Raw genomic sequence first — 16,724 nt, forward strand, 5'->3', positions numbered from 1 at the left:
CAACACCTCTCGGCGGTGGTTATTGTATAGCATGATGAGTTATTTGTCATTCTCTCAAATTGTCGCGGAGGACTAAGACAGTACTGTAATCATCGCTCTACACTATATTCTGACTTAAAATAATTAATCATTGTCATTAAAAAACGCCACCCTAGGGTGACGTTTGTAATCTACTATTGAGTTACTTTTTAATTAATAAAAAGAGTAAGTCAACGAGCCAAAGTAACTAGTACCGTCTGTAGCATATACATCACCATACTGATTGGATAAGGTATACTCCTCATCGGTAATATTGTTCACACGTAAATTTGCACGAAGTTGTGGGGTGATATAAACATTACCACTTAAGTTAACCAAGGTGTATGCATCAAGCTTGGTTTTATTTGTTTCATCGTTGAATCTATCGCCAGTATGTTTGGCCTCTACGCGAACGTCATAGCTTGGTTGCTGATAACCTATATAAACCGTACCACTATGGTTTGGACGATACCTAATATCGTTACCATAGTTAGGGCTATTAGAAGTATCATCTGTCGCTTCTAAGTAGTCATAACCTAAACCAAATAATAAGGATTCAAAGGTCCAATCCGACGTCAAGCTTGCGCCTTTAATTTTGGCTTTACCAATATTAGAGCCAGAGGCTATTAAGTTTTCAGCATCAGTACGATAGCCAGTTACTCGGGTGCGTTGAGTGTCATTAGCAAACTCGATAAAAGCTTCTGTGCTCTTACTGTGCTCAGGCTTAAGGTTCGGATTGTTATAGCCTGGGAAATATAAATCATTAAATGTAGGCGCTCGGAAACCAGTGGCATAGTTGGCACCAATTCTGAGACCTGTCATAGGGCGAATAGCAACACCTAAATTATAGGTGTTTTGAGTATCGTATTGAGAGTTATCATCAACACGGTAATTGGCTTGTAAGTCGTAGTATTGATCAGCCAGCTGATAGCCTACAAATGCGCTCTTCACAATCCTATTATCTGGATCATAAGCTGTTTTTACAGGAGCGCCAGTACTCCAATCATTAACATCTGATGCTTCTAAATTCTGTGAAAGCCATTCAGCTCCAAGGATAGCAGTACCAGGTTGAGCATTTATGTTAGTCTCAAGGCGAGCTTGTTTTTGAGTAGTATCAAATTGACTGCCTTGCTTGTAATCAATGGAGTTGCCATCATGACTGGTGGATTTATCAATACTTTGACCATAGCTTAGCTTAGTGACAGATAACGGTGTTTGGTACTGAATATAGGTGTTCGCGCTACCATTCTTCTGGTCAGCGTATGCGTTTGGAACAGTTTTGCCATATGAATCAAACTCAGTAGTAGATTCAGAGTACAAAGCACTTAAACCCATACTTACTTCATCTGAGAGGTGATGATTAAGCGCCAGGCTAGCATTATTCGTTTCAAAACCATCGTCATCTGGGTAGTAATTACTAGAGCTAGGATTGGCTATAGCATTAAACCCATCAGTCTTGGTGCGACTAGCACCAAGGCTTAAGGCAGTGCCACTAGCGGCATATTGACCATTTACACCAACGTTATACAGATTGTGCGAGCCAACACCAGCAGTTACTGACGCATTATTAGTAGTAGCGTTACTACCTTTAGTAAATATCTGAATAACACCGCCCATGGCATCTGAGCCATAAAGACTTGCGCCAGTAGCCCCATAGAGTATTTCAATACGATCAATTTGATCCGCAGATAAGAGGTTGATAGCAGGCGTGCCCGAAGAGATAGATTCGTAACGAACACCATCAATAAGCATTAATACTTGCTTGCTATCAAAACCACGCATATAGAAGTTGCTGGTGGTGCCCATACCGCCACTTTGCGTTATATTAATACCAGGTTGATTACTCAATACATCAAGGACAGATTGACCTTGATAGCGCTGCAATTCCTCGCTATCGATAACTCGAGTTTGCGCGATCGTATTGGTGACCTTGGTCGGTGTGCGACTGGCGGTAACTACGATCTCATCAAGCTCTGTCGTTGGAGCAGTGTCAGCATTAATGGCAGTTTGCTCATTTTGCTCATTGACGATTGATGGTAAGAGGGCTGCCTGGCTTAAACTCGGCGCACAAATACCCAATGCTGAAAGTAAACATAAACGTAAATTAAGCGAAGAGTTAGCTGGGGTAGGTATAGACATAACAGGCCTTAGTAATACTGAGGTAATATTCAGATACAATAAATAAAAAAGCTATTATCTTAAAATTGGCTAACTTTATAAACCTCTTTATTCATACCTTTATTCAGCTTACACTGAAAATTATTCATTAAAGGCTTTTATTTGTTTGTGCATTGTTAGTCGCAAGTTTAACTCAGTGTCAATTGCTTAATGTCTGCTGACTGTTGTTAGTTAAAATTGGTATGATACGTCAGTAGAATTTACAGCTACTCCTATACCTTATCTATTCTTATATCTTAAGTAGTGAGCGACTAAATATATATGTCAGTCCTTGGTAACTTCCATCGTCAAGAGTCCTTCACCCTTGCCAATAATAACTCTCAAAGCCTTCGTCACAATGGTTTGATAAGAGATGATTGTGCTGAGATAGATGCTAATGGGTCTCGATTATTTATTTGGGTTTATCGATGTTTATTGGTGATAGTCCTTAGTGTTTTTTCACTACAGGGGGCTTATGCCGCCCCGGCAGCAGAGGCTGGTGACAATAATGCAGGTGCAGTAGAAGAGGCGGCAGAGACTAGTGCTCCCACAGACCCGTTTGGCCGTGATACGCCGCGGCACACGGTGCAAGGTTTTATCAGTGCGTTAGGTAATAATGACACCTTGCTGGCTAGCAATTATCTAAACCTATCCAAGTCAGACAATCCAGTGACAGCTGTTCGCCAATTCAAACGAGCATTAGATGCTGGTGGTCGCTTCCAGACAGACTTGCAGCTGAGTAATCAGCCAGAAGGCAGCCTAACAGATCAGCTGCCACCGAACCAAGAGCGGGTCGGCAGCATCAATGTGGGCGAGAGAAGTGTCAATCTCATTTTAGAGCGGGTTACTTCCAACAAAGGTGAGCAATATTGGCAATTTTCATCTGATACCTTAGCCGCACTCCCGAATGTCCTAGAAAATGCCGAGCCTACGCTAGTCAATCGCTACACCGTTAGCTTTTTAGCAGGTAAAAGGCTATTGGGTTACGAGCTGAATGACATCGCCGCGGTCATTATTTTGACCATATCTAGTTTTATTTTGACTTATCTTGTGGTGTGGTTGTTTTATCATCTGGTTAATCGACTGTATCCTAGGCTACGTAATAAACCATTGCCATTAACGGAAAGTGTAATATTGCCACTATCAGTGGTGATAATGGCTTCGCTGCTGACAGATATTATGGTTTACGCTGGAGTGTCTGTTACTGTACGAGAGCCTTTTAACCGCTTAACTGAGATTGCCTCATGGCTGGCGCTAACTTGGTTGCTGTTACGGGTTATTGATGCTGTTTTTAAACGTGCAGAGCGTCTTAGCTATAAAAAGAACTATACCGAACGCGTCTCTATTCTAGGGTTATTAAGAAAGCTTGCCAAAGCGCTGTTATTAATCTTTGCAACTATCGTTATATTTGGCAATCTAGGCTTTGATTTGACCACAGGGATTGCGGCTTTAGGGGTCGGTGGTTTGGCCTTAGCATTGGGTGCGCAAAAGACCATTGAGAACTTAGTCGGTAGTGTCGTGGTGGTCGCTGACACGCCAGTCCGAGTAGGTGATTATTGTAAATTTGGGGAATACGAGGGCACGGTCATAGACATTGGTATTCGCTCAACGCGAGTACGAACTCTAAACCGAACGGTGGTGACCATACCCAATGGTGATTTTTCTTCCATGCAAATCGAGAACTTTGCGGCGCGCGATATGTTTAGATTTTTGCATCATCTTTATCTCAAGCGTACCGCGGATATTGAGACCGTCTTTAAATTAACTCAGCATCTAAATGACTATATTGATGAGCACGATCTGACCAACCAAGAGTGGAACCAAGCCCGCATCGCTGAGCTGCGTCAAGATTGCTATGTGATTGAGTTGCAAGCTTATGTTAATGCTAGTGGCGCAGCAGAGTTTTATGACAAGCAAAACGTTATTTTCACAGATGTGTTACAAGAAGTCGCTAAGTTTGATGTTGAGCATGCTCTACCAACGCAGCAGCTAATCGTACATCGAGATGGTCAGACAGATCATCATCCACAGGGGTCTGTAGCGTTACAGAAACAGGCTAAAGGTGCTTTGGATAGTACAGATAAAGAAAGGGCAGCTGCTGATAATCTTAACGAGCTATCAGATACCAAGTCTATGTATAAGACAGAAAAAGACAGTTAGCTGCCAGAACTTGATATAGCAATATCAATAAAATCAGTAAGCTATAAAAAAGACCACCAGCTAGTTACTGGTGGTCTTTTATTATGTTCAGCGCTTATTAGTACTATACTATTTGTCTTCTTTATCGGTCTTGGTCTTCTTTAATAATACTAACACCGCACCATTGCCACCGTCTTTTGGCGGAGCTGAGCAAAATGCCAGTACTTCTGGAAGCTGACGCAGCCAACCGTTGACGCAAGTTTTTAAAATAGCTTCTGAGCCTTTACCGTGGACAATCTTGACCACTGTTTCATTATTGTTCTTGGCTTGGCTTAGCAGCTGGGTCATGGCACCGCGAGCCTCATCGATAGAGCAGCCGTGGATATCGACCGCGTCATACCAGCGCATCTTACCTTGCTTTAACTGGTTAAAGACTTTGGTTTGCAGTGTAGGGACCTTGTAGCTCAGATAAGCCTCACCGGCGACAGGATTGAGCAAGGCTTGCATGTCTGACAATCCTGCTCCCAAGCTTTGCTCATCAGTGCCTTGAGCCGCAGCGCGCTTAGATAAAATCGCCGCATCAGGCTTGCTCACTTTAGGCGTCTCTACTGGAGATACGACATTTTTATCTTCAATAGGTTTAACGCCCGCCATGGCTTGCATAAACAATACTTTTTCATCATCAACATGCTCACTGCTAAGCTGCTTGACGGTTTTATTAACTTGCTTTTGCGTCGGCAAGCTAACAGGCTCGGTAGGTTTAACGTCTTTTGGGTCCGCAGGCGTGGTGTCGCGGCCTTTAGATAGTTCGCCTTTTAATGATTTAAGCTGCTCTTGAGCTTCTTTAGAAAATAAATTTGCCATAGTAATTAAAGTATCTTAATAAGTTAATAATTAATTAAAATCAGGGATAATGCCGCTACCTTAGCGTTTTAGTGCCACGCTCGCAAGTAAGGATTGTAACGCATGACCAGGATTATCCGTTTTCATAAACTGCTCACCGATTAAGAAATGGTGAATATCGTGTGACTGCATCAATGCCACGTCGCCAGCGCTATGAATACCACTTTCGGTGACCAGTAATGGCGTCTGCTCATCAGTAGCAAAAGCGTCTACTAATACTTGCTTTAATGAGATTGAGGTTTGCAGATCGACGCTAAAGGTATTGAGGTCACGGTTATTAATACCATAGATATTATGCGCTGAATGCGGAAGATTAAGAGCGCGCTGAAGCTCTTGTTCAGTGTGCGTCTCAATCAATACATCCATACCCAGACCGGTGGCTACTGTGTGAAGCCTCTTCACCGTTTCATCGTCTAGACAGGCCATAATCAGCAGCACACAATCTGCGCCTAAGACATAGGATTGATAAATCTGGTACTCATCAATCATAAAGTCTTTTCGTAGAATGGGTAGCTGGCAACTGGCTTTAGCTGCTTGAAGATAGTCATCATGACCTTGGAAGTACTGTTTATCCGTCAGTACCGAAAGACAGCTGGCCCCAGCCTTAGCGTATTGCTCTGCAAACATAGCCGGGTCAAAATTATGATTAATAACCCCTTTGGATGGAGACGCCTTTTTTATCTCTGCAATGATGCCAATATTAGCAGCACGTAAGGCACTGGCAAAACCACGACGAGGTGTGGTAATACTATCTGCTTGCGCCTGTAGCTCTGATAAGGAAAGCAACGCTTTGGCAGCAGCAACTTCCTCTTTTTTGGTAGCGACGATTCGCCGCAAAACGGAGGGGGTATGTAAATTAGCAGTCATGATGATCCAGTAAATTGCGATTAAAAGGACGAATATCTATGGTGATCAAATATTGGTATAGATTGGCAGGTGTTTGATATACGCCAATAAATGAGTTTATTACCTGAAGAGCTATTTTATCCAAGGGACTGGGTAAAAGTGGCTAGCTCCTCAAGCTTAGTCAATGCCATGCCATTTTGAATGACGGTTTGTGCGCGGCTGACACCATTAGCATAGTTGCTGGCTAGCCCTGCGACATAGATAGCCGCGCCCGCGTTCAGTGCAATCATATCACGTGCTTTTAATATTCGGTGATTGCTAGTATCCGTACCAGATAGCGCATCACGGATTAGCGCCAGACTATCAGCGGGGGAGTCAACGTTAAGACCAATCAAGGTCTGGGATTCAATACCCGCATCTTCAGGCACAATCTCATAGACGCTCACCTCACCATCTTTTAACTCGGCCACGGTGGTCGAGGTTGCTAAGCTAATCTCGTCAAGACCATCTTGGGCACCGACGACCATGACGTGATTGGCATCAAGGTTTTTCATCACATTGGCTAGAGGTTCACAAAGTTTATCAGTAAAGACCCCAATGACAAGATTAGGGACGCCAGCAGGATTGGTCAATGGTCCTAAAATATTAAAGATAGTTCGTGCTTTTAGAGCGCGGCGTACTGGAAGGGCATGACGCATAGCGCTATGATGATTGGGCGCAAATAAAAAGCCAATCCCTTGCTCTTCGATACACTTGCGCGCTTGCGCGGGGGATAAGCCTAGGCTAATACCTGCTTGCTCTAATAAGTCTGAACTGCCAGAGTTGGTCGAGACACCGCGATTGCCGTGCTTGGCTACTTGAGCGCCTGCTGCTGCTGCCACTAGGGCCGATGCTGTCGAGACATTGAATAGATTCGCTCCGTCACCACCAGTGCCGACGATATCGACCAAATAATTGCAGCCTTCTGGCGTGATATTATCCGCCAATTCACGCATGGCACTGGCTGCTGCTGTTATCTCAACAATAGATTCACTCTTCATACGCAGAGCGGTAAGTATCGCGCCCATCATGGCATCACCACACCTGCCTTGCATAATAATGAGCATGACATTACGCATCTCATCAAAGGTTAAATCAATTCGCTCTAACAAACGGTTAAGGGCAGAAGTCAGGCATTGGACTATCTGCTCATCACTCATCGCACGGATATCATCTGGGGTATGGGGGCGGGAAAAATCAGAAGATGTTGACATACAAACTCTCTTATTAGTAGATATTACAGTAATTGTTAACTTTGCTATGGCTCACTCACATTGAGGGCTACTCTTTAGTGGCTTAACCTAGGCAAGGCAAATTCTTATTATTAAGTACCGCTAGGCCATGCTTTTGTAAAAAGTTATTTAGCAACTGATAGCCTGCTTGACTCAAGATAGATTCTGGGTGAAATTGGACGCCTTCGATTGGTAGAGAGCGGTGGCGAATGCCCATAATCTCTACAGACTCATGGTAGCTATCTGCTGCTAATGATTGCGCCTTAGCATCTTGGGTCCAAGCCGTAACCTCAAGACTGTCAGCCACGCTCGCTTTATCAATCACCAAAGAGTGATAGCGCGTCACCTTTAACGGGTTAGGTAAGTCCTCAAACACCCCTTGACCACGATGATATACTTCAGAAAGTCTGCCGTGCATAATCTCTTTTGCTTGCACAATAGTACTGCCGAAAGCTTGCCCAATGGCTTGGTGACCTAAGCAAATCCCTAGTATAGGTATCGAGAATTTAAACGCCTCAATGACCGCTAAAGACAGTCCTGCATCGCTAGGGCGACAAGGTCCAGGACCAATGATAATAGCTCTGGGTGCCAATTGATGAATATCTATTAGCTCAAAGGCATCATTTTTCCACACGACGACGTCTTGCTTAAGTTCTTGTAAATACTGCACTATGTTATAAGTAAAGCTGTCATGGTTGTCGATAAGAAGTAGCATATAGAGCCTAAATCATTGATTCTAAAGGGTTTTTATAATAATGGCTATGGTGTTACTCACAATATTACTCACTTAGTATAAAATGGCCGCTATTAAGCGGCCTCTTCTTTATTATTTTCTTGCTCAGATTCACTTATTCCAGTAACGATTTTATTGACGCTTGAAAGCAGCCAATATGGATAAGGGTCTCGACCATCTGGTTTTGGTATCTTACCACTTTTTACCCATCTGTCGAAAGTTGCACGCGATCGACCAAGACGCTTACTGAACTCTTTGATTCTTACTCGACGTTCTTCTGATGCTGATACTTTCATTTCTTTAGACTCAATCATCACTCACCTCCATTCTCATACTAAACTCAACCAGATGACCAACCTCGCTCAACGAATCTGCGAATAGCTCAAGAATCACCTCGCTATTTTTAACGCCATATAAAATATTCTTATCAGTGTCTCCATCTTGATAAAAATCAATGCCTGCTTGACGTCCGATATAGTCGCAATTAAGTCCACCAATTTTTGTCGTTTGTTCAAATTCGGGGTATTTAGACATTATTTACCACCCCTCCATCGCTCTTTAAAACTAAATCGTATTGCTCAGGCATGTGAGCAAATGGCTGCGTACTCTCTGATATAGCCGCCATAGACATTTTTAGTAGCTCTTGCTGCTCTTTAGTCATGCCGATTTGACGTATTCGACCACAGGGCAATTGTTCTATGATTCCGTAGCGGGTGTTATTGTTCATACAACCTCCTTAAAATGGCATTAAATTATTGGTGGCTGACTGGTAACTAATTACTTTTGGCACATGCGGCGTATTGCCATATTGGTATTTTTTAACGCGCTTATACTTGCCATCGTCTTGTACAAGTATTCGAGTGGGCAATGTGATAACTCCTTTACTAGGATCATGAATGCGCTCCAATGCCTCATCGACAGTAAAAGGCACAGATGCATGAGGCATATGGTCAGCCCACCATTGGCAGCCCATTCTTAAAGCAAAGCCGTCATGCTCAAAGCACTTCCATTCGCTGATTGGCTCATCTAATTCGCTATAGTAATAGTCAATCCGCAAGGTAGGCGGCTTGCCATTCTTGCCAGGGTGCTTGTAGTAGCCAATTTGCTGCACGTCCAGCCACTCCTCTGGTAGCGGTTGAAAGCCATGCAATGGTAGTGCCTTACCTGCTCTAAAACCGTGCGGGTCACTTGACTCACTTGGCATTGGTGCGCCGCACTCAATACATTCATCAAGATGGATGGGGTTAGGATTGCCGCACTCTAAGCAGTATTTAAACGGTGCGCCTTGGTCAACTGCTGCAGTCTGTTTATTGCGGCCTTTGATTAAATTCACCGGGCCGAGGTCACGAGTGGTAGACGTGTAATCCAGCCACAGGCAATCCTTTTTACCATCAGCTATTCGCATACCTCGCCCAGCTATCTGTACATATAACACTGGCGACTTAGTAGGACGTAGCAAAGCAATCAAGTCAGTCTCTGGCGCGTCAAAGCCAGTCGTTAAGCAAGCGACGTTAACCAAGCAGTTGACGCTATCAGGATGACCGTACGGCAATTTATAGTTTTCTAAAATCGTAGCTCGCTGTTTCATTGGCGTCTTGCTGGTAACGATTTGAGCATTCATGCCGCCAATCATTTGCACCTCGTCAAGTACAGCTTGAGCGTGGTCGATAGTAACGCAAAATATCAGCCACTTGTTTCGCTCGCCGCCTCGCATAAACATATCGTCAACCGTGGCTTTGATGATGGCAGGATCAATGGCGACACCCTCAAGCTCTTTAACTACATAATCGCCAGCGACCACTTTAACGTCACTTGTATCAATCATTTTTGGTGTGTCAATATCGACGACAAGCGGAGCAAGGTAACCCTGCTCGAGTAGCTCATCCATGCTCACACGTGTGGCAGTGCCTGCAAATAAGGGATCTTTACCTTGCCATAGCCACACGCCATCACCCCTAAAGGGTGTGCCGGTAAAGCCGATAACGCATAGATAAGGACTACCATAAGTTTTTAGATCGTTGATAAAGCTTCGATACATACCAGCATTGTCAGGATTGACGTTGTGACACTCATCAACTATAAGTAAGTTAACAGTGCCAAGCTCATGAGCGCGCTTAGCGATACTGCCAATGGTCGCAAAGATGATTTGGCTCTCAACGTCTTTATGACCAAGACTAGCAGAGCAAACACCTGCGGGGGCTTCTGGCCATATCGCTCTGAGTTTGTCTAGGTTTTGCTGACATAGTTCTTTGGATGCTACACACATAACAATGCGAGTCTGTGGATATTGCTCGATGGCACGTCTACAAAATTCAGCGATGATAATTGATTTACCTGCGCCTACGCAGGCATCAACGATGGGATTGCCGTCAGGGTGGCGTTGGAGCCAGTCATACAATTCATTGAGCGTTCGCTCTTGGTAGGGTCTTAGTTGATACATTTTTAATCCTTATTTTTAACTTGGTATCCAATAAGCGCTAAAACGCCAATAATGCAGCTCTTGCCAAGTTCGACAAGATTTTCTATGGCTTCTGGCGCAACATCGTCATAGCCACAGCTAAGCGCCTCAAGTTGATACTCTGTGTAGGCAGCCGATAAGCAATCCTCACAACTACACATAGGCTCACACGGCAATAGATATTCAAGTCGTCTTGCTAATTCTTGAGCCAATATATCATCAGAGTTTATAGCGTCATCAATTAGCTCTGCGTCAGATAACGCGCTTGGTTTCAGTATTGAATTAGACATATCCAACCTCTTCATATTCTTCACGGGTCACAAGTGAGCCATTGCCATTGTTAAAGTAATAAATGTCAGTATTTAAAAGACGATACTTAACAATCAGAGCGCCTATATCGGTCTCAATAGCTTCGACAAACTTAAGATTTGGTAGTAACTGAGGCACCCATCTATGATCACCACAGCCCCGCATTTGTTTGTCATAGCTCAAGGCTTCATTACTATGCTCGCATAGCCATGTGCCATCAGGCTGCGGCGTGCTGTGTATGCAAGTGCGACAATTAACGTTTGGTAGCGGACTCGGAATAGTTTCAGTGCCGCCATGGCAATAGTCGCTATAGGGGCAAAATTTGCATTCGAACCAGTCTGGCTTTTCGCTAACCTTCATTGGCGGTTCGTTTGCAAAGATTATCCGGGCAGCTCGTTCAACAAGCGACTCAGCTGCAGCTCTATCAAGCTTGACGCGCTCAACATAAAGCTCATCATCATTCTTATTTTTAGCAATATAGACAGCGCGGGTTAGATCAAGACCAAGCATATAAACTTGCATCTGTGCATAGTGCATGGGTTTTGATTTCTCTACGCCCTCATTGATAAGTTTTTTAAATGATTTATCATTATGCGTTTTAAATTCGCAAAGATGCCAAGTCTTTGGCGCTTCTAAGATGCCAAGAGCTACGCCATCCGCATGACCACGAAAGTGGCCGCCGTGGAATATAACTCCAAATTGTTCGCCAGTGCGGTCATCAACGTCATAGACTTCTATGCCAGCGTCTCGCATGTTTTGCACAATGCGCGGCTCTTCAAGATGACCAGTTTCAAATAAGCGCAGTAAGCGACCATCAAAGTCTTCAAAGTGCACCCATCTAAAATCCATCCACAATTGACGGGCGCAAGACTTGCCAATAATTGAGCCACCAAGATATCGCCGTGGCTGCTCGTTATGCTTTGCTTTGATACCCTCATAGAGAGCATTAAGAGTGGCGTTGTCTTTGGTAAATTCAGTGAGGTTTGCCATTTTCGCTCCTTATTTGCATCTTTTACGTTTTAACTTTACTTGAGCTAACTGGCAGACGACGAGAACTACCAATTAACTCAAGTAAAGTGACTGGTTACGCCAGTCAGTCGGTATCGGTTTTCTTACAATAGGGACTCTAAAATTTAGAGCACGCCCTAGCGTGTATGGCTCTGATACAGCACCATCTGGTGACCATTACGGGGATTTCCGTAACGGAATTGATTACCCACGCTGCCACACTGGCTTATTAGCTTGCTGGGCAGCTGGTGCTTGATGAGTGAGCGGCATTTGCGCTTGAGCAGGTTGTGACTGCTGCGGCATGGTCGGCGCTTGCATGGTTGGTTTACCAGCCACTGGAGCAAACTTTTTGACTTCATTGCTTGGGTCGTATTGGCCGGTTTTATCAATGCGAATAGCTACTTTGATCTCCATCGGAATGCCATGTAGCTCGCTTGAGTCTTGGACGCCAAGCTTGCCGCAAGCATGGAACAGTTGAGCCATTTGCTTACGGCCAATCTGTTCAGCAACCTGATTGGTGTTACGTAAAGTGATATCTTGAAAGATAAGACGCCCAGCGTGTGTACCTTCTAAGATTTTAAGACCAAGACTTAAGCGATTGCCTGAACCTGAGTTGTTATCTTTAACTTCGCTGCGAGTGATTTCAGCAACATAAGTGCCCGCAGGAATTGGGTCAAAGTCGCTTTTTTGAGCTTCAGCGATTTCTGTTTGATTAAACTGCATGTTTAATAAAGCCATTGTTATGCTCCTTGAGTTTCATTTTGATTGATTGGTTGCGTTACTTGCGTTTGGTGCTGCTCGCCACGAATCTTCGCAGCAATGGCAGCTAGGTTTGGCCACTCCGCAGCATCTAATTTGCCGCTGCGGTCTTTTGCCTGATATTTGATGTCAGGCTGAGTTTGTAGATAGCGTATAGGCTGACCATGCTCATCTTTTTCAACTCGCAGAAAAAACACTTCATCAAAAAAGTATGCTAAGCCAGCCGGTAAGCGCTTTCCTGGCAGCATTGGCTGATAGCGCACGACACCAGCGTCATCTTGGTAACTTTCCATCTTGGCGCTAAAGTAAACATTGCGCGGCAAGTCGCGGAAGGAGCGGATTAGCGTCTCTACCTTCTCCTGCATTTCGCCATAAGCAGCCCGTGGATCTTTGGACGCTCGTTTAGCAGCGTTTAGCACCACTTCTGCAATTTCGCTGATTGAGTCTAGACACACCCATTCAAATGTCTGGCCTTGTGGGTCATTGACTAGCCACTCATAAGCTTGGTTTAAATCCTCTATACTTTCGATGACGATGACAGGGATATCAGCATCAGCGATAGAGAGCAGGCCCGCTTCAGCGGATAATATGATTGTCTTAGCATGGTCTGGCGTGGTAGCTGCTAGAACGGTTTTACCTGCCCCAGCTTGACCGTAGACCAGCACCTTAACGCCGCTTGTTTTTGCTTGTTCGCGTGTGGTAGTTAGTTTGATAGCCATTATTAAAGTCCTTCATTTCGCCATTGATTAATTCTTGCTGAGCATCTGCTTCGCCAAACGTACAAGCTGCACACATACCCACGTCCCTAATGGTGGGAACCTGACCGCAACAATCGCATTCAGTTTCCCAGTCAGCTACTTCAGCCATTGGTTAACCCCACTTTGTCTAATTCTTCGATTAATGCGTCAGCTAGTAACACGGCGTAGCGAACTGCATGTGCAGACTTAAACTCAGTCATAACGCCTGAGTTAGACAAAATACCTTGCATAGCCATAGCTGCTATTTGTTCGCGCTTGGTTAGTGTTCTTTCGCAAATCGCCTTCGATTGCTCTAATGTCGCCATATTTGCGATATTGCTTGAGTTGACGGCCATCTATTTAACCTCCACTAACACGCTGGGCTTGGCAGGTTTAGTAGTTATGTACTTAGCCATGACTGGTACTAAGTCGCTACGCATGGCTTCTAGCGCTCGAAGGTTCTTGGTGTCTAGTGACGCTTTGAACTTAAAGCACTGTTTAACCTCGCTTGGCAAGTTATCCCAGTCCGCTTGAATGGCTTTATCGTCTAATGAACGAGTAAGCTTGCCGACGGTTTTTACCTTAAAGCAGTCAGTTTCTTCGTTGGTCGTACCTTCATCGAGGACGCCAACCAAAGTGATAATTTCTTGCTCGATTTCATAGCGGCGTTCTTTCGCCTGAGCTTCAAGATCTTTCATTGACTGCCATTCTTCAGCAAGGAGGTCTAAATCGTTGGGCGCTTGTTCTGCGATACTGCCAGTAACAGGGGCTTGAGCTGTGGCGTGGCTGTTTGCTAGTGCTGACGCTGCAAGAGCAGGATTGGCATTGGTTGCTTTTACTGATTGGGTAATAAATGCGTTCATTTTTACGTTCCTTTTATTAGAGTTGGTTGATTACTTGCTTGAATTATCGTTCCAGCTAATCACTAGCTGGTCGGACGGGCTTATATATGCTTTATGATGCTCAACAACGGCATCATTACTTGCAAAGCTTTTGTCTAGAGCGTCACCCAATAACTGATAAATCACTATAAAAAGTGTTAATGCAGTAATGGTGAGTAGACAGCTTTTGGCAAAATCACTCATAGTGAGAGCCTCTATAGTTAGTACGCAGTAGTCAGCTATCTGGTAACTGACTACGACTTAATAACTATCTATTGAATTAAGTTGTTAAATAATTTCGGCTAGTGCTGCTAGCTCGTTTTCGTCTTGATGTGTTCATATTACACACGGTGTGTATTTATGTCAACAATAAAATTCACAAAATGTGCATTTATTTTCATAGTGTGTATATTAAGGACGATAAAAAACCCGCTTGATTAGCGGGTCAGAAAGTTCCGAGCGTGTTTAGACATCTAATTGACGTTCATGATAGAGAGCGTATAAGTAAAAAGGCATTGCCGCTATAACTAGTAGGACTTTATGCTCATGATTACCAATTAGCATAATTAGAGACATGAATATAAATACGAGTAAATATTGCCAAGTAGGAGTTCTTTTTACTTGGTCTTTTTTAAAGTTAATTACAGCTAGCCTAATAAGAGGGATTAATATTAAAAATATAAGCCCACCCAAGAAATAAGATAAATCCATAAGTCCTCCTATGATCAACAAGCAACAAACTTGCCGATAACTTTGCCCACCAAAGTGCACTCTCCCATAGGGCGCATCTCTTGATCTGGCCAGTCTGGATTAAGTGGTTTTAAGTACATATCATCTAATGTATCGCCAATAACCAATTGTTTAAAAGTTGCTTCAGTGTCGTCATTACACTGCACAACCACCAAATTGCCATCCTTGAGGCTGAATAAACCCACTTCTGGCTCTACATAGATGATATCTCCAGGGTCATATTTTGGCTGCATACTCCGTCCACGGACAATTAACGCAAAGCCATTTTTAGATAAGTTGGATGGTCGAGGTGCGCCGCCCAGACGATCTTCGAGTGTTACTGGCTCTATACTTGTCCAGCTGCCAGCAGCTACCCAGCTAATTATCGGAACATCACCAAGATTATTCATACTGACTTTTTGAGTTCCCGATGGAGTTATTGATTCGCCGCCACTCTTTTGTATCTGGCTAATTTGTGCTTTTAACTCATCAATACTAGGCTTTGATTTTCTAGCCACCTCTCCGTTTAAAATGTAGTTGGCATCAGCTTTATACTTTTTAGCAGCTGCCAAAGCGCCTTCCTTAGACACGCCACGTTTAGCCCAGTTTGTCACAGTAGACGCACCCACATTCAAATCAATTGCAATGTCTGATTTCTTGCTAGTACCTGCTATCTCAATCAGGCGTTTCATACTCTCGTGCATAAATCACCCCAATATAATGATATGTATATTTTACACGGCGTGTGGATAATATGTTGCACACCATGAAAAGTAAGCATTGCTTTTTATTCACACTATGTGTACTATTAGCCTTATTGTGTTTATCCAAGGAGTAACCCATGAGCGATAAAGAGCTAATTGAAAAATTAGGTGGTGTAAAGGCTATATCTGATGCGCTTGGATATAACTACACCACCGTACATAACTGGTTAACTCGCGGAATTTCTCGCGATGCAAAAATTGCCCACCCTAAAATTTTTTTAGTGAAAAACATTGAGGATATCAAACATATTAGCTACTACATTGCTGACTCTGAAGAAGAGTCTCAACTCCAACCCGAACTAGAGGAAGCTTAATAAATGTGCCATACCCCCATACATGAATTATCAGAGCCGACGCGTGAAATAGCACGGGATAACCATCGTTTTTTGTTGCAGCGTCTTGCAGATCATGGTCAAAACGTAGTAGCTGAAGCTGTAGGTATTAGCGAAAGCAAGATGAGTCGCATTAAAGATACGGCTGAAGGCAAGGGCGACTTAGAGCTATTTGCCGTTATGTGCGCCGTGATGGATATAAAGCTTGTGGATGCTGAGGCGATTTATTGCGAGGGCGAGATGATTGACATTATGTCGGTGATGCTCAGTAAAGCTTACGGCTCTCCTGAATTTGTACGCCGAATGTTTAGTCCACGTTCTGAGCTAACAAGAAAGGATTTAGTAAATGCTAACTAATATGCGAGTAGATATCGACGTTGATTTTAATCGCGGACAGCCAATTGCTCACTGCAAGTACAAAGGTCGTGATTTTTTCACATCACCAGTCAAATGCAGATTAGCCACTAAGCCAAATACAGATGACAGTAAGCGCTTGGACGCTTGGCAAGATAGAGTTAAAAAAGCAATTGTGTCAGCGATGGAAAAAAGCTTTAAGAAGACAATCTACTCAGTAGGACAGGTCAATATAAAAAACCTAGACAAATAAAAAACCCCAATCAGAGGCAACTGACTGGGGTTTCGGTGTCTTTAATTAGTCGTAGAAGACAAGGTAATTTAAT

Annotated in this window: 22 protein-coding genes; 4 read left to right on the plus strand and 18 right to left on the minus strand. The window is 43.7% G+C overall.

Annotated features, from left to right (window positions below):
• Nucleotides 1-192: 192 nt before the first annotated feature.
• A complete protein-coding gene (locus EGV92_RS10385) occupies nucleotides 193-2,157 on the minus strand; it encodes a TonB-dependent receptor plug domain-containing protein (RefSeq protein WP_131669210.1) in 1,965 nt (654 codons plus the stop codon).
• A 300-nt stretch (nucleotides 2,158-2,457) separates the two neighbouring features.
• Between EGV92_RS10385 and EGV92_RS10390 the strand changes: the two genes are divergently transcribed.
• Nucleotides 2,458-4,335, plus strand: coding sequence for a mechanosensitive ion channel family protein (locus EGV92_RS10390; RefSeq protein WP_131669211.1), 1,878 nt, complete (start codon nucleotides 2,458-2,460; stop codon nucleotides 4,333-4,335).
• A gap of 108 nt (nucleotides 4,336-4,443) precedes the next feature.
• Here EGV92_RS10390 and EGV92_RS10395 read toward each other — a convergent pair whose 3' ends face one another.
• The 17 genes from EGV92_RS10395 to EGV92_RS10480 form a co-directional block, all read right to left on the minus strand.
• Nucleotides 4,444-5,178 carry a Smr/MutS family protein gene (locus tag EGV92_RS10395; protein ID WP_131669212.1) on the minus strand — a complete coding sequence of 245 codons (735 nt, stop codon included), beginning with the start codon at nucleotides 5,176-5,178 and terminating at the stop codon, nucleotides 4,444-4,446.
• A gap of 60 nt (nucleotides 5,179-5,238) precedes the next feature.
• Nucleotides 5,239-6,084: an indole-3-glycerol phosphate synthase TrpC gene (gene trpC, locus EGV92_RS10400; protein ID WP_131669213.1), complete on the minus strand. Its 846-nt coding sequence runs from the start codon at nucleotides 6,082-6,084 to the stop codon at nucleotides 5,239-5,241.
• 116 nt (nucleotides 6,085-6,200) lie between these two features.
• Nucleotides 6,201-7,316, minus strand: coding sequence for an anthranilate phosphoribosyltransferase (trpD, locus tag EGV92_RS10405; protein ID WP_131669214.1), 1,116 nt, complete (start codon nucleotides 7,314-7,316; stop codon nucleotides 6,201-6,203).
• 82 nt (nucleotides 7,317-7,398) lie between these two features.
• Nucleotides 7,399-8,049 (minus strand): anthranilate synthase component II, encoded by a 651-nt coding sequence (locus tag EGV92_RS10410; RefSeq protein ID WP_131669215.1) that lies wholly within the window; start codon nucleotides 8,047-8,049, stop codon nucleotides 7,399-7,401.
• 92 nt (nucleotides 8,050-8,141) lie between these two features.
• On the minus strand, nucleotides 8,142-8,381 hold the full coding sequence (locus tag EGV92_RS10415) for a helix-turn-helix transcriptional regulator (protein ID WP_131669216.1): 240 nt from the start codon (nucleotides 8,379-8,381) through the stop codon (nucleotides 8,142-8,144).
• Entirely contained in the window at nucleotides 8,374-8,601 is a 228-nt protein-coding gene (locus EGV92_RS10420; protein ID WP_131669217.1) for a hypothetical protein, read from the minus strand. Before EGV92_RS10420 ends, EGV92_RS10415 begins: the two co-directional genes overlap by 8 nt.
• Nucleotides 8,594-8,794 carry a hypothetical protein gene (locus tag EGV92_RS10425; RefSeq protein ID WP_131669218.1) on the minus strand — a complete coding sequence of 67 codons (201 nt, stop codon included), beginning with the start codon at nucleotides 8,792-8,794 and terminating at the stop codon, nucleotides 8,594-8,596. Before EGV92_RS10425 ends, EGV92_RS10420 begins: the two co-directional genes overlap by 8 nt.
• Nucleotides 8,795-8,803: 9 nt before the next feature.
• Nucleotides 8,804-10,507, minus strand: coding sequence for a DEAD/DEAH box helicase (locus EGV92_RS10430; protein WP_131669219.1), 1,704 nt, complete (start codon nucleotides 10,505-10,507; stop codon nucleotides 8,804-8,806).
• A gap of 2 nt (nucleotides 10,508-10,509) precedes the next feature.
• Entirely contained in the window at nucleotides 10,510-10,815 is a 306-nt protein-coding gene (locus tag EGV92_RS10435; protein WP_131669220.1) for a hypothetical protein, read from the minus strand.
• Nucleotides 10,808-11,824 carry a PD-(D/E)XK nuclease family protein gene (locus EGV92_RS10440; protein WP_131669221.1) on the minus strand — a complete coding sequence of 339 codons (1,017 nt, stop codon included), beginning with the start codon at nucleotides 11,822-11,824 and terminating at the stop codon, nucleotides 10,808-10,810. Before EGV92_RS10440 ends, EGV92_RS10435 begins: the two co-directional genes overlap by 8 nt.
• Nucleotides 11,825-12,046: 222 nt before the next feature.
• Entirely contained in the window at nucleotides 12,047-12,580 is a 534-nt protein-coding gene (locus EGV92_RS10445; protein WP_131669222.1) for a DUF669 domain-containing protein, read from the minus strand.
• A 2-nt stretch (nucleotides 12,581-12,582) separates the two neighbouring features.
• On the minus strand, nucleotides 12,583-13,320 hold the full coding sequence (locus EGV92_RS10450) for an ATP-binding protein (protein ID WP_131669223.1): 738 nt from the start codon (nucleotides 13,318-13,320) through the stop codon (nucleotides 12,583-12,585).
• Nucleotides 13,321-13,460: 140 nt separating this feature from the next.
• Nucleotides 13,461-13,694, minus strand: a complete 234-nt coding sequence (locus EGV92_RS10460; RefSeq protein WP_131669225.1) for a hypothetical protein — start codon at nucleotides 13,692-13,694, stop codon at nucleotides 13,461-13,463.
• Nucleotides 13,695-14,201: a DUF7173 family protein gene (locus EGV92_RS10465; RefSeq protein ID WP_131669226.1), complete on the minus strand. Its 507-nt coding sequence runs from the start codon at nucleotides 14,199-14,201 to the stop codon at nucleotides 13,695-13,697.
• Nucleotides 14,202-14,231: 30 nt separating this feature from the next.
• The gene (locus EGV92_RS10470; RefSeq protein WP_131669227.1) at nucleotides 14,232-14,423 is read right to left on the minus strand and encodes a hypothetical protein; all 192 of its coding nucleotides are present in this window, start codon (nucleotides 14,421-14,423) and stop codon (nucleotides 14,232-14,234) included.
• A 261-nt stretch (nucleotides 14,424-14,684) separates the two neighbouring features.
• The gene (locus EGV92_RS10475; RefSeq protein WP_131669228.1) at nucleotides 14,685-14,930 is read right to left on the minus strand and encodes a hypothetical protein; all 246 of its coding nucleotides are present in this window, start codon (nucleotides 14,928-14,930) and stop codon (nucleotides 14,685-14,687) included.
• A gap of 14 nt (nucleotides 14,931-14,944) precedes the next feature.
• Complete coding sequence (locus EGV92_RS10480; RefSeq protein WP_242678695.1) at nucleotides 14,945-15,640, minus strand: S24 family peptidase; 696 nt, start codon at nucleotides 15,638-15,640, stop codon at nucleotides 14,945-14,947.
• A gap of 149 nt (nucleotides 15,641-15,789) precedes the next feature.
• Here EGV92_RS10480 and EGV92_RS10485 point away from each other — a divergent pair, with 149 nt between their 5' ends.
• From EGV92_RS10485 to EGV92_RS10495, 3 genes are read left to right on the plus strand one after another with little or no spacing between them, the layout of a single operon-like run.
• On the plus strand, nucleotides 15,790-16,026 hold the full coding sequence (locus EGV92_RS10485) for a hypothetical protein (protein ID WP_131669230.1): 237 nt from the start codon (nucleotides 15,790-15,792) through the stop codon (nucleotides 16,024-16,026).
• Nucleotides 16,027-16,029: 3 nt separating this feature from the next.
• Nucleotides 16,030-16,401, plus strand: a complete 372-nt coding sequence (locus tag EGV92_RS10490) for a CII family transcriptional regulator (RefSeq protein ID WP_131669231.1) — start codon at nucleotides 16,030-16,032, stop codon at nucleotides 16,399-16,401.
• Nucleotides 16,391-16,651, plus strand: a complete 261-nt coding sequence (locus tag EGV92_RS10495) for a hypothetical protein (RefSeq protein WP_131669232.1) — start codon at nucleotides 16,391-16,393, stop codon at nucleotides 16,649-16,651. The genes EGV92_RS10490 and EGV92_RS10495 overlap by 11 nt, the downstream gene beginning before the upstream one ends.
• Nucleotides 16,652-16,724 lie beyond the last annotated feature (73 nt).

The organism is Psychrobacter pygoscelis (assembly GCF_004335015.1).
Taxonomy (GTDB): Bacteria; Pseudomonadota; Gammaproteobacteria; order Pseudomonadales; family Moraxellaceae; genus Psychrobacter; species Psychrobacter pygoscelis.

Bases quoted from the DNA above. Each gene is read 5' to 3' on its own strand.
- EGV92_RS10385 (WP_131669210.1), bottom strand. From the start codon at position 2,157: ATGTCTATACCTACCCCAGCTAACTCTTCGCTTAATTTACGTTTATGT.
- EGV92_RS10390 (WP_131669211.1), top strand. From the start codon at position 2,458: ATGTCAGTCCTTGGTAACTTCCATCGTCAAGAGTCCTTCACCCTTGCC.
- EGV92_RS10395 (WP_131669212.1), bottom strand. From the start codon at position 5,178: ATGGCAAATTTATTTTCTAAAGAAGCTCAAGAGCAGCTTAAATCATTA.
- trpC (WP_131669213.1), bottom strand. From the start codon at position 6,084: ATGACTGCTAATTTACATACCCCCTCCGTTTTGCGGCGAATCGTCGCT.
- trpD (WP_131669214.1), bottom strand. From the start codon at position 7,316: ATGTCAACATCTTCTGATTTTTCCCGCCCCCATACCCCAGATGATATC.
- EGV92_RS10410 (WP_131669215.1), bottom strand. From the start codon at position 8,049: ATGCTACTTCTTATCGACAACCATGACAGCTTTACTTATAACATAGTG.
- EGV92_RS10415 (WP_131669216.1), bottom strand. From the start codon at position 8,381: ATGATTGAGTCTAAAGAAATGAAAGTATCAGCATCAGAAGAACGTCGA.
- EGV92_RS10420 (WP_131669217.1), bottom strand. From the start codon at position 8,601: ATGTCTAAATACCCCGAATTTGAACAAACGACAAAAATTGGTGGACTT.
- EGV92_RS10425 (WP_131669218.1), bottom strand. From the start codon at position 8,794: ATGAACAATAACACCCGCTACGGAATCATAGAACAATTGCCCTGTGGT.
- EGV92_RS10430 (WP_131669219.1), bottom strand. From the start codon at position 10,507: ATGTATCAACTAAGACCCTACCAAGAGCGAACGCTCAATGAATTGTAT.
- EGV92_RS10435 (WP_131669220.1), bottom strand. From the start codon at position 10,815: ATGTCTAATTCAATACTGAAACCAAGCGCGTTATCTGACGCAGAGCTA.
- EGV92_RS10440 (WP_131669221.1), bottom strand. From the start codon at position 11,824: ATGGCAAACCTCACTGAATTTACCAAAGACAACGCCACTCTTAATGCT.
- EGV92_RS10445 (WP_131669222.1), bottom strand. From the start codon at position 12,580: ATGGCTTTATTAAACATGCAGTTTAATCAAACAGAAATCGCTGAAGCT.
- EGV92_RS10450 (WP_131669223.1), bottom strand. From the start codon at position 13,320: ATGGCTATCAAACTAACTACCACACGCGAACAAGCAAAAACAAGCGGC.
- EGV92_RS10460 (WP_131669225.1), bottom strand. From the start codon at position 13,694: ATGGCCGTCAACTCAAGCAATATCGCAAATATGGCGACATTAGAGCAA.
- EGV92_RS10465 (WP_131669226.1), bottom strand. From the start codon at position 14,201: ATGAACGCATTTATTACCCAATCAGTAAAAGCAACCAATGCCAATCCT.
- EGV92_RS10470 (WP_131669227.1), bottom strand. From the start codon at position 14,423: ATGAGTGATTTTGCCAAAAGCTGTCTACTCACCATTACTGCATTAACA.
- EGV92_RS10475 (WP_131669228.1), bottom strand. From the start codon at position 14,930: ATGGATTTATCTTATTTCTTGGGTGGGCTTATATTTTTAATATTAATC.
- EGV92_RS10480 (WP_242678695.1), bottom strand. From the start codon at position 15,640: ATGAAACGCCTGATTGAGATAGCAGGTACTAGCAAGAAATCAGACATT.
- EGV92_RS10485 (WP_131669230.1), top strand. From the start codon at position 15,790: ATGAGCGATAAAGAGCTAATTGAAAAATTAGGTGGTGTAAAGGCTATA.
- EGV92_RS10490 (WP_131669231.1), top strand. From the start codon at position 16,030: ATGTGCCATACCCCCATACATGAATTATCAGAGCCGACGCGTGAAATA.
- EGV92_RS10495 (WP_131669232.1), top strand. From the start codon at position 16,391: ATGCTAACTAATATGCGAGTAGATATCGACGTTGATTTTAATCGCGGA.